Annotated in this window: 9 protein-coding genes; 6 read left to right on the top strand and 3 right to left on the bottom strand. The window is 67.1% G+C overall.

The window, feature by feature from the left end; genetic code table 11:
- The first annotated feature begins 6 nt into the window (after positions 1-6).
- The 6 genes from AB0I11_RS31495 to AB0I11_RS31520 all read left to right on the top strand — a co-directional run bounded on the left by AB0I11_RS31495 (position 7) and on the right by AB0I11_RS31520 (position 7,816).
- Positions 7-927 (top strand): GNAT family N-acetyltransferase, encoded by a 921-nt coding sequence (locus AB0I11_RS31495; protein WP_357328999.1) that lies wholly within the window; start codon positions 7-9, stop codon positions 925-927.
- A 39-nt stretch (positions 928-966) separates the two neighbouring features.
- Complete coding sequence (locus AB0I11_RS31500; protein ID WP_357329002.1) at positions 967-2,526, top strand: AMP-binding protein; 1,560 nt, start codon at positions 967-969, stop codon at positions 2,524-2,526.
- A gap of 35 nt (positions 2,527-2,561) precedes the next feature.
- Positions 2,562-3,992, top strand: a complete 1,431-nt coding sequence (locus AB0I11_RS31505) for an MFS transporter (protein ID WP_357329005.1) — start codon at positions 2,562-2,564, stop codon at positions 3,990-3,992.
- An 85-nt stretch (positions 3,993-4,077) separates the two neighbouring features.
- Positions 4,078-5,655 (top strand): AMP-binding protein, encoded by a 1,578-nt coding sequence (locus tag AB0I11_RS31510; protein ID WP_357329008.1) that lies wholly within the window; start codon positions 4,078-4,080, stop codon positions 5,653-5,655.
- 138 nt (positions 5,656-5,793) lie between these two features.
- Positions 5,794-7,001 (top strand): IS3 family transposase gene (locus tag AB0I11_RS31515; RefSeq protein WP_357329013.1). Its coding sequence is split into 2 segments (ribosomal slippage): positions 5,794-6,091 and positions 6,091-7,001, totalling 1,209 coding nucleotides; the frame shifts between segments, so codons are not numbered across the junction.
- Between the two features lie 122 nt (positions 7,002-7,123).
- Positions 7,124-7,816 carry a transposase gene (locus AB0I11_RS31520; RefSeq protein ID WP_357329016.1) on the top strand — a complete coding sequence of 231 codons (693 nt, stop codon included), beginning with the start codon at positions 7,124-7,126 and terminating at the stop codon, positions 7,814-7,816.
- A gap of 184 nt (positions 7,817-8,000) precedes the next feature.
- On the opposite strand, the gene AB0I11_RS31525 is transcribed toward AB0I11_RS31520, so the two are convergent.
- From AB0I11_RS31525 to AB0I11_RS31535, 3 genes are all read right to left on the bottom strand, one after another.
- On the bottom strand, positions 8,001-9,242 hold the full coding sequence (locus AB0I11_RS31525) for an IS701 family transposase (RefSeq protein ID WP_357329019.1): 1,242 nt from the start codon (positions 9,240-9,242) through the stop codon (positions 8,001-8,003).
- Between the two features lie 87 nt (positions 9,243-9,329).
- Positions 9,330-10,559 (bottom strand): epoxide hydrolase, encoded by a 1,230-nt coding sequence (locus AB0I11_RS31530; protein WP_357329023.1) that lies wholly within the window; start codon positions 10,557-10,559, stop codon positions 9,330-9,332.
- 284 nt (positions 10,560-10,843) lie between these two features.
- Positions 10,844-11,167 (bottom strand): PaaI family thioesterase (locus tag AB0I11_RS31535; protein ID WP_357329026.1); only part of this gene is annotated, 324 nt, incomplete at its 5' end.

Below are 11,167 nucleotides of genomic sequence, written 5' to 3' on the forward strand. Positions count from 1 at the left end.
TGATCCATGAGACATCTCCTGACGGGACCGGGTGATGCGGGGGCAGGTTTGTCGTCACGTGTTGGCACCGCGCGCACGGCGGCCGAGGCAGCCGCCGGCGCTTCCGGAGTCAGCGTCCGCGAGCTGCGCGCTCTCAGCGAACTGAGGCGGGCCTGCGATCTGATCGATCAAACCTGGTCCCCCGACGGGCAGGAGCCACTGATCAGCGTGAGCATGCTGCGCGCGTTGGTACACGTGGGCAACTACGTGGCTGGTGCCTTCCTCGGTAACCGTCTGGTCGGTGCCGCCGTCGCGTTCCGCGGCGATCGCGGGGGCGTCCTGGAGCTGCATTCCCACATCACGACGGTCACCGACGACATGCGGGGACGCAACGTCGGTTTCGCCTTGAAGCTGCACCAGCGATACTGGGCCCTGCGTCGGAGCCTGCCCACGATCACCTGGACCTTCGATCCCCTGGCATGCCGCAACGCCTTCTTCAACCTGGTCAAGCTCGGCGCTCAACCGGTCGAGTACCTGCCCAACTTCTACGGCGCGATGGCGGACGGCATCAACGCCGGGGACGACAGCGATCGGCTCTTGGTTGAGTGGCGGCTTGACGAACCCCGAGTCAGGCGAGCCTGCACCGGGGCGCTCCAGGACTGGAATGTCGACGCGCTGCGGGCCGAAGGGGCGGTGATCGGGCTCGACGCCGACCCGCAGGGTCTGCCGCTGGCCGGTGAAAGCAGCGGTCGGGTCGTCCTGGTGCGAGTTCCGCCGGACATCGAGTGGCTGCGGCGCGAGCAGAACGTGTCCGCCCGCGCCTGGCGACGGGCGGTGCGCGAGGCACTCGGCGGCCTGATGACCGAGGGAGCCGTCGTCGGCTTCGCTCGCAGCGGGTGGTACGTGGTGGATCGGACCGACCCTGACGCAAGGCGGGCAGTTCCGTGACCAAGAAGAATCCACATAAAATGGAAAGGAAATGAGCAAATGTGCTTTGGGGATTTACTTCGTAAGAGCGCCGTTTGCTACAGCGACAACATCGCGGTCACCTTCGAGGGCGAGCACCTTACCTATGCGGCCCTGTACGAGCGCGCCTGCCGTCTGGCGAACGGGCTGCTGAACCTCGGCCTGGAAAAGGGCGACCGCGTCGCCACCCTCGCGGACAACCACCTTGACAGCCTGGTGGAGATCTGCGGTCTCGCGCTCGCCGGGCTCGTCCGCTGTCCGATGTCCGCGCAGAACACGGGCGACGGCCACGCCTACATGATGAAACTCGTCGGCGCCAAGGCACTCATCGTTCAGGAGAAGTACCACCACGAGGTATCGAATCTCCCCTCCGGCATCGACACGCTCCAGCATGTGATCGTGCACGGAAGCGCCGACGACGGCAGTCATCAGTACAGCGCCTTACTCGAGTCACCGCCCGACGATCCGCGCGTTCCCGTCGACCTTGAGGACGACTACGTCATCCGCTTCTCGGCGGGGACGACCGGGCGGCCCAAGGGAATTCTCCACACCGCGCGCGGATGGCGCGACATGGGGACCGAGATGGCCCTGATCATGCCCAGGATCGACGAGGAGGACGCGTATCTGTGCGCCGGGCCGATGAGCCACGCCGCTGGCCTCCTGGCGTGGCCTCTGCTCGCCCACGGCGCCCGGCAGGTGATCATGCCCGCGTTCGATCCGGCTCGCTTTCTCGAACTCACCGAGTCGGAGCGCTGCACCCTCACGCAGCTCGTGCCCACGATGATCCAGATCATCGCGAACCATCCCGATGCGAAGCGGCGTGACGTGTCCAGCCTGCGGGCGGTCTTCTACGGCGCGGCGCCCATCACGGAGCGCACGCTCCGGGAGGGGAAGGCTCTCTGGGGCAACATCATGTATCAGGTCTACGGGCAGTCCGAGTCGATGCCCACAACTGTCCTCACGCCCCGACAACACGTCGCGAGGAGCGACGCGGAGCGGCGGTTGCTCCGCTCGGCCGGCCGACCCACCCCCAACACCCTCATAAAGATCGTCGATGAGGAGGGTGCCGAGGTGGCACCGGGTGCGCTTGGCGAGGTCTGCGTCTCCAGCCCCGGCAACATGAAGGCGATCTGGGCCGATCCCCAGGCGACGGCCGAACGAATCACGCCCGACGGCTACGTCAGATCCCGGGATATCGGCTACGTGGACGAGAAGGGGTTCCTCTTCCTGGCGGACCGCAAGGAGGACATGATCATCTCCGGCGGGTACAACATCTGGCCGGCGGAGGTCGAAAACGCTCTCTGCTCACACTCCGCCGTCATGGAGGCGGCCGTGGTCGGAGTCCCCGACGACAAATGGGGTGAGACGGTCATGGCAGTCGTCGTGCTGCGCGACGAAGGGCGCGCCACGGCCGAGGAACTCATCCAGTGGTGCCGGGAAAAGGTCGGCTCGATGAAGAAGCCGACGCGGGTCGAGTTTTCCACCGAACCGCTACCGAAGAGCGGCGTCGGCAAGTTGATGCGCCGCGCCGTCCGCGACAGGTACTGGTCAGGCCAAGAGCGTCAAGTTGCCGGTGCTTGAGACGACCAGAGCCAATAGATGAGCAGGAGCTTTCAATGAGCGCCACAGCCGTAACGTCCACACCGGCCACAAGTGCTACAACCCAGGTACGAGCCTGGGCCGGGCTCGCCGCCCTCGTGACTGCCACTTTCGCGTACACCGTCCTGGAGGCCTGGATCGCTCCGGCTCTCCCGGTGATCCAGGAGCACGTGCACGCCTCGAACACCTCCCTCCCGTGGGTGTTCGCCCCGATGCTGATCTGCGCGGCCGTCTCCACGACGCTCGCCGGACGCCTGGGAGATCTCTTCGGGCTACGCCCGGTCCTGTTGACCGTACTCTCCATCCTCTGCACCGGAGTCGCGCTGGCCGCGGTCGCGACCTCGATCGAGCTCCTGGCGGTCGGACAGGCGATGCAAGGCCTTGGAATGGGATCGATCCCACTGTCGGTGGCGATTCTGCGCAACATGTTCCCGCAGTCCCGCATCTCCATGGCCATCGGCATCTACGTCGGTGCGAGCGCGATCGGCAACGCCGTGGGATTCATCTTGCCCGGCTATGTCCTGCGCACGCTGTCATACGGGTGGCTCTTCTGGCTCCCGCTTGTCGTGATCGGGCTGTCGACACTCGTCGCCTGGTCGTGCCTTCCGAGTGGGTCCAGAAGGGCGGGCCAGTCCGTAGACTGGATCGGTGCACTGGTGTTGGCGCTGGGCCTCACCGCGCTCGTCCTCGCGATCACCGTTGCGCCCGCGCTGGGCTGGTTGTCAGTTCCGACGCTCGCGCTCTTCGGAGTAGCGGTCGCGCTGTTGGCCGGGTGGGTGGTCATCGAAACCCGGTCGCGCCAGCCTCTCATTGCGATGAGCCTGCTGCGTCAAAAGAACGTCTGGCTGACCGGTTTCATCTCCCTGGCCATCGGCTTCGGCATCTTCTCGAGTATGGTCCTGGTCCCGATGCTCGCGGCGCTGCCTCGGGTGGACGACCTCGGCTTCGGCGCCACCACCACCCAGGTTGGTGTGCTGCTCCTGCCGCTCGGAGCGGCGGGCGTGCTGGTCGGGCCCATGAGCGGAGTTCTGGACCACAAAATCGGCGCCCGGGCGAGCGTCCAACTCGGGATGCTGATTCTCACCATCGGATCGCTCGGACTCGTCTTCATGCACGCCGAGCAATGGCAGATCCTGGTCGCGATCTCGATCATCGGGATCGGGGTCTTTCTGGCCCTGACCGCCTCGATCAATCTGATCACGGGTTCCGTCGCCGCCGAGGACGTCGGGTTCGCCGCGAGCCTGCCACTGACCGCGAAGAGCATCGGCGGCAGTCTCGGGGCACAGATCGGCGTTAGTGTGCTGGCCTCGCAAACCGTTGTCGCTACCGGCAGACCGCTCGATGCCGGCTTCACGATCAGTTTCGCCATCGCGACCATCGTGGCGCTCGGCGGCCTGGCCATGTCGCTGGCTCTCCCGAACGCCCCCAAGGTCCCCCCGCGACAGTGATCCGGGTGGGGTCAGCTCATCCCACCGACTCTCTTCACCCTTCACGGAGTTGTCCTCCCGATGAGGCCGCTCAGCAAGGATTCACATGCGATACTCTATCGATCGCGGCACCAGCGAGCCGGCCATGTTCGCCTTCTCGGAACTCACGCCCACGTCGTTCTTGGCGCGGTCGGCGCGCGTACATGCCGACCGCCCTGCCATCATCGATGGTGAGCATCGTTTCAGCTACCGTCAGTTCGCAGATCGCTCGCTGCGACTCGCCGGCGCGCTGGCTGCGCTCGATATCCAGCCCGGGGACCGAGTGGCCGTGCTCGCCTCCAACAGTCACGTCATGCTCGAGTGCCACCACGGCATCCCGACGGCCGGCGCGGTTCTGGTCCCCCTGAACATCCGGCTCTCCGCCCATGAACTCGCATGGATCATCCAGCACTGCGCCGCGAAGGCCCTGATCTGCACGGGTGATCTTGTTGAGCTGGCGGAACGTGTCGTCGCGACGACCGGGATCAACCTGATCGATGAGTCCGCTTACGAATCGGCGCTGTCAACGGCCGAACCGTTACGGCGGCCGTGTGCCGACGAACGGGGGTTGCTCGCGATCAACTACACGTCCGGGACCACCGGGGATCCAAAGGGCGCGATGTACCACCACCTGGGCGCCTACCTCCAAGCGTTGTCGATGGTGGTGCATACCGAGCTCAACGCACGCAGCCGGTACCTGTCGACCCTGCCAATGTTTCACTGCGACGGATGGTGCTTCCCCTGGGCGGTTACCGCGGCGGGTGCCACGCATGTCTGTCTGCGCAAGTTCTCCGCTGCGGCGGCCTGGCGCGCCCTGCGTGAAGAGTCCGTCACTCACTTCAGCGCCGCTCCCACAATACTCACCATGATCGCTGACGCATCGGAGGTCGACGGCAGTCCGCTTCCACACCGGGTGTCAGTGCAGACCGGTGGAGCACCCCCCGGCTCCGCTCTGCTTGCACGACTCGACCGGCTTGGCTTCGATGTCACACACCTCTACGGGCTCACCGAGACGTCGGGTCCCGTCGCCGTCAATGACTGGCATCCGGAGTGGGACGAGTTCGACCAGGCGACGCGTGCCCGACTCAGCGCGCGTCAGGGTGTCGGCAACGTGACCGCCGACCAGGTGCGCGTGGTTGACGACGACGGCGCTGACGTACCGGCCGATGCCACGACGATCGGGGAAATCGCTCTGCGTGGCAATACCTTGATGCTGGGGTACTACCGCGATCCGGAGCGTACCCGGGCGGCGAGTATTCAACGCTCGGACGAGACGTTCTTCCGCACGGGGGACCTCGCGGTGCGGCACCCGGATGGATACATCGAGATCCGGGACCGGCGCAAGGATGTGATCATCTCCGGCGGAGAGAACATCTCTTCCGTCGAGGTCGAGCGGGTCCTCGATCACCATCCCAGCATTCTTGAATCGGCCGTGGTGGCCTGCCCCGATGAGCAATGGGGTGAGGTGCCGGTTGCGTTCGTCACGCTCCGAGACGATGCCGAGTCATTTGACGAGGGCAGTGTCGTCGCCTTCCTCCGTACGCGCCTGGCTGGGTTCAAGGTGCCGAAACGCTTTGTCATCGGACCGCTCCCGAAGACCTCGACCGGGAAGATTCAGAAGAACATCCTGCGGGAACAGCTCTGAGGGGCGTCTCGTAACTGGGTTGAGGCGTTGCCCGTGGCCGGGTTGCCTGCGTTTCGCAGGTTCGCGGGAGTTGCCCCTGGTCCTGGACACTTGAGCCTTGGATCGTGATGGTCCGGGGAGATCAGGAGTCCCTGACAGATGGTGAACAAGCACTACCCCGCGGAGTTCAAGGCCGACGCGGTCGCGTTGTACCGATCTCGGTCGGGGGCGACGATCGCGCAGATCGCTGATGATCTCGGGGTCAACCGGGAGACGTTGCGCAGTTGGGTTCGTGCCGATGATCAGCGTCGGGGCGCGATGTCCGGGCCGGCGGCGTCGGCGAGGCCGCAGGCGGCCGGCTCGGTGGAGGACGAGAACGCCGCGTTGCGACGCAGGGTCCGCGAGCTGGAGGAAGAGCGGGACATTCTGCGGAAGGCGGCCCGGTATTTCGCCGGGGAGACGCGCTGGTGAACCGCTTCCAGTTCGTCGCCGACCACCAGCAGCGCTACGGCGTGAAGCGGTTGTGTCAGGTCATCGGGGTGTCCCGCTCGAGCTTCTATTACTGGCGGGCGGCCGCCGCGGCCCGGGCGGCGCGTGATGCCGCGGACGTCGCTCTCGTGGGCCGGATCCGGGCGGTGCACACAGCGCACGACGGCACCTACGGAGCACCACGGATCACCGCCGAACTCCGCGATGCCGGACTGGCGATCAACCGCAAGCGGGTCGCGCGGGTGATGCGCCGCTTCGGCGTGCAAGGGCTGCGCCTACGGCGGCGCACTCGTACGACGGTGCCGGACCCGGCCGCGGCGAAGGCTCCGGACCTGATCGGCCGGGACTTCAGCGCCGGCGCCGTCAACCAGCGCTACGTCGGTGACATCACCTACCTGCCGGTCGGTGACCGCGGGTTCCTCTACCTGGCCACCGTCATCGACCTGCACTCCCGCCGCCTCGCCGGCTGGGCGATCGCCGAGCACATGCGCACAGACCTGGTCATCGACGCCCTCCACGCCGCCCATCGCACCCGAGGCAGCCTGCACGGGGCGATCATGCACACCGACCACGGAGCCCAATACACATCGAGGGCCTTCGCCGCCGAATGCCAGGCCGCCGGAGTCCGGCAGTCGATGAGCGCCGTCGGCAGCTCCGCCGACAACGCCGCCGCGGAGTCGTTCAACGCCACCTTCAAACGCGAAACCCTGCAAGGCCGCCGCGCCTTCACCGACGAACGCCAAGCCCGACTCACCGCGTTCCGCTGGCTGCACCGCTACAACACCGTCCGACGCCACTCCCGGCTCGGACAACAGCCACCGATCACCTACGGGAAGAACACCCAGCCAGCGCCAGCTACGCTGGCCCCAGCCGCATAAACCCCGTGTCCAGGATCAGGGGTCAAGCCCCGATCGTGGTCGCGCATAGTGGCTGCTGGCACCATAGCCCGCCACACCGGGACCGGCGGCTGGATGAACGCACCCGCGAACGGCACGCCGCCGTGCACGCCCTGCTCGACCAAGGCGTCGGTCTGCTGGAATGTGCCCGCCGGCTGGGCTGGGCGCTGAACACCGTCAAACGCTACGCCCGCGCAGCCGCGGCCGAAGAACTGCAGCGTCCGCCGCGCTACCGCGAAACGCTGGTCGACCCGTTCCGGGATCACTTGCGCCGCCGCCTGGCCGAAAACCCCAGCGTGGCGGTGACCCGCCTGCTGAGCGAGGTCCGCGAACAGGGCTACACCGGCAGCGCCAACCTGTTCGTCCGCTACCTCAACCAGGGCCGCGCCCAGGCCGAACGGACTCCGCCGTCACCCCGCCGGCTGGTCGCCTGGCTCATGACCCCACCGGACAACCTGCCTGCTCATCACCGCAGTCACCTCGACGACCTGCTCGCCGCATGCCCGCACCTGACCATCCTGGCCCGGCGAGTGCGCGAGTTCGCCAGCCTGCTCACCGGCCGCCGCGGTCAGGACCTCGACGCCTGGATGGCCGCCGTCGACGCCGACGACCTGCCCGCCCTGCACGGCTTCGTCCACGGCCTGCGCATGGACCTGCCCGCCGTCGCCGCGGGCCTGACGCTGCCCTACAGCAACGGCCCGATCGAAGGCGCCAACACCAAGGTCAAGCTCCTGAAACGGCAAATGTACGGCCGAGCCGGATTCGCCCTACTCCGCCAACGAATCCTGCTCGCGTAGGTCACTCACGGCGACCACCGTTTCTGCACCAGAGCCGTTAACTTGACACTCCCACTAGTAGTGCTTTGTTAGGTTCGGTGGCGTTTGTTGCGGTGTAGCGGTTTCACGGGTTGGTGGCAGGTGATGCAGGCGCCGGTCCAGGTGGCGAGGAGTCGTTGCAGCTCGCGGATGACGGTGTAGAGGGTCAGGCCGGCGCAGCCGCTTTTGGGTCGAGACGCAGTTCCGTGATGAACAGGTGCGCGGCGGTGACGAGGGTGACGTGGCGGTGCCAGCCGATCCAGGAACGGCCTTCGAAGTGGTCCAGGCCGAGGCCGGTCTTCAGCTCGCGGTAGTCGTGTTCGACGCGCCAGCGGATCTTGCCGTAGCGAACCAGGTCGGTGTGACTGGTCGCCTCGGGGAGACTGGACAGCCAGTACTTGACCGGCTCGGCCTCGTCGTCGGGCCACTGGGCGATCAGCCACCGCTCGGGCAGGAGGCCATCGCCGTCACGGGCCACGCGATGCCCGGCCGGACGCACCCGCAGGAAGACGAACTGCGAACTCATCGTGCCCTTCGAGCCCTCCCGCCAGGTGATCGTCTCCGCGATGTCGCGTCCAGCCGCGCGGACGTGTTCGACCAGGCTGACCGCCGCCTTCGGGTAGCGCGGGTCGGTGCGGGTTGGTGGGCGGCCCCGCCCGGACCACACCCTCTCGACTGGCCGCACGTCTGGCTTGTGGGCGAGGGCGTCGCCTTTGACCTGCATGATGTAGCCGACCCCACGCTCGTCTAGGGCACTGCGGAACTGGCTGTTGTCTCCGTAGCCGGCGTCAGCGGCCAGCAGCGGTGGCCGCAGCCCGTGGTCGGCCAGCTCGTCGAGCATCTCCACCACCAGCACCCACTTCGGGCGATGACGCTCGTCGGCAGGTATCCCGCACCGGGTCCGGCGAGCGGCCACCCCGGCCCGGTCAGCCTCGTCAACGGCTTGGTCGTCCCACGACGTCGGGAGAAGCAGCCGCCAGTCCAGAGGGCACGACGCGGTGTCGGTGACCGCGTGGACACTCACCCCGATCTGACAGTTCGCCACCTTGCCCAACGTGCCGGAGTACTGCCTGGCCACGCCCGGCGATCCCTTGCCGTCCTTCGGAAAGCCGGTGTCGTCGACCACCCACGCCACCGGCTTGACCACCTCGACCGCCCGCGCGGCCAGCCGCATCCGCACCGCCGTGGTGTCCCACGTCGAGGTCGTCACGAACTGCTGCAACCCCTGATGATCCACCCCGAGCCGATCCGCCATCGGCTGCATCGACTTACGCCGCCCATCCAGCAGCAGCCCCCGCAGATACGTCTCACCCTTCGCCCGCTGATCCGACCGCACCAGCGGGGTGAACACATCCGCGGCGAAGGCCTCAAGCCGTTGCCGCACAACGGAAAGCTCATCAGGGGTCACCCCAACATCGAACTACCCCGAACCACTCAGACAACTCAACGACACGCCGACCTAACAAAGCACTACTAGCCCTGCCGATGTCGTGGTTCAGCGTCGGCTGCGGAAGGTCCGACGCAGATCATCGACCCAGATGCCGGGAATCTCCCATGGGATGAAGTGGCCGCCACTCTCGTGAGCGGTGAGGTTGACGTGGTTGTACCAGTCAGCACGGTCGCTGGAGAGCCAGCTCTGGATCCGCCGCTCGGTGGTGACGCCGGGTGGGTTCTCGTAGCCGACGAAGGTGATGCCGGTGGGGGCTTCGATGACCGGCTGACGGTCGTGGGAGGGGGCCCAGGGGTAGCGGTTGGCGTTGGCGTAGTAGCGCATCGAGGTTCCGATAGCGTTGTTCACCCAGAAGATCATGGCGTGGGTGAGAAGGTCGTCCTTGGAGAAGACGTTCTCCACGTCGCCGTGGTTGTCGCTCCAGCCGGCCCAGCGCTCCAGAATCCAGGCGAGCAGGCCGACCGGTGAGTCGGAGAGCCCGTAGGCGAGGGTGCTGGGGGCGAGGACATGGGCGGCCAGGTGGACGGCGAAGCGCCGCTCCAGGGAGACGAGCTGCTGGTGTACAGGCTCGGGCAGGCCCTCGGGGATCGGCCGACCTCCGCTGAGGTCCCAAGCCCGGTCGCCGTTGAAGAGGGTGAGCTTCTGGCCGGAGCCGATGTGGATTGCATGCAGTTCGCGGGCGTACTTATGGCCGAGCTGGCCGGTGACGAGGGCGCCGACATCGCATCCGCCGGCGGCGTACTTCTGGTAGCCGAGGGTGCTGGTCATCAAGGTGTGCCAGAGGTCGGCCACCTTCCAGAAGTTCATGTCGGGGTTGTCGGGCAGCGGGGTGGAGAAGCCGAAGCCGGGCAGGGAGGGAACGATGACGTCGAACGCGTCGGCCGGGTCGCCGCCGAAGGCGGCGGGGTCGGCGAGGGGGTCGATGACCTTGGACCAGTGCCAGAAGGTCCAAGGCCAGCCGTGCGTGAGAATGAGCGGCGTGGGGTCGGGACCGACGCCGGGCTTACGCATGAAGTGGACCGGAACGCCCTGGACGCTCACCTGGTAGTGCTCGTAGGCATTGATCGCAGCTTCGGCCTTGCGCCAGTCGTAGTGAGTGAGCCAGTAGTCGGCGAGTTCCTGGAGGTAGCTACGGCCGACGCCGTAGTACCAGTCGTGGTTGCCCGCATCGTCGGGCCACCGCGTGAGTCGCAGCCGCGCCTTGAGGTCGTCGAGCACGGCGTCGGGGACGTGAATGGGCACGGGCTCCAGCGGGAAGCGCGCTGTGGCTGCCATGAGGTTCCTTCCGAGATATGAGGAGCGGCACGCTGCAGATCAGCGCTCGATGTCCATGAGAGCAGACATCCGTGCCAGCGCGGGCAGGGTAGCGTCCATGGCCTGTCGTTCCTCGGGGTCAGGGCTTCGGCCAGCTGCGAGAGCTGGCGGACGCGGTCTTGGGTCAGGGCTGGGCGATCTGCGCACCGGCCGGGGTTACGCGGCGCCGCGGCCGAGGACGGCGCGCTCTGGGCAGCGAACCTCCCGCAGGAGCCTGTCCCGGTTGGGGATCGCTTGCCGCAGCGTCACTCCTCTCCGGCGGGTTGCGGCCTGGACTGCCTGGTCAGGACGGTTCCCTGGGCGACGGCGCAGAGCGTGCCCGGCTCGTCGCCGTCGATCGCGAGCAGGTCGCACCGGCAGACGGCCTGGCGGCGACCGGCGTGGACGACGGTGGCGCGCGCCCGAAGCGTCCGGCCCTGCGCGGCGGGGCGCAGGTAGCTGACCGTCAGGCCGCTGGTGAGCACGGCCGGGCCCAGGACGCTGCCGGCCGCGAAGGTGATCGCGTTGTCGGCGGCGTAGGAGAGCACGCCGCCGTGGAGGTAGCCGTCGTGTTGCAGCAGGTCGTCGCG

Origin of the sequence: Micromonospora sp. NPDC050495 (assembly GCF_040655175.1) — a bacterium.
Taxonomy (GTDB): Bacteria; Actinomycetota; Actinomycetes; order Mycobacteriales; family Micromonosporaceae; genus Micromonospora.